The 265-nt window shown below is 55.1% G+C and carries 1 pseudogene; it reads left to right on the top strand.

Annotated features, from left to right (window positions below):
- Nucleotides 1-196 (top strand): annotated as a pseudogene (locus SB753_RS38000) (ornithine cyclodeaminase); the annotation flags it as partial.
- Between the last annotated feature and the right edge of the window lie 69 nt (nucleotides 197-265).

Genomic DNA, 265 nt, shown 5'->3' with positions numbered 1-265 from the left:
GGCGGATTCGACCGGTCTGGGTGACGTCGTCAATGGCAACAAGCCGGGCCGGGAAACTGCGAAGGAACGGGTAATCTTTATTGCCTGCGGCATGGCTGTTTTCGACATCAGCTGGGGCTTTGAAATGTACAAGAATGCAGTACGACGGGGAATTGGCCAATCGCTGAGTCTTTGGGAGAAACCCAGCGCATTGTGATTTGGTCAAAAAAGTAAGGGCAGCTTCGAAGGGGGCTAGCGGCCCCCTGCCAATTGCGCTGAGACAGCA

The sequence above is a fragment of the Paraburkholderia sp. SIMBA_053 genome (genome assembly GCF_046534895.1).
GTDB classification, from domain to species: domain Bacteria; phylum Pseudomonadota; class Gammaproteobacteria; order Burkholderiales; family Burkholderiaceae; genus Paraburkholderia; species Paraburkholderia caledonica.
This window is presented reverse-complemented; position numbering and strand designations above follow the sequence as displayed.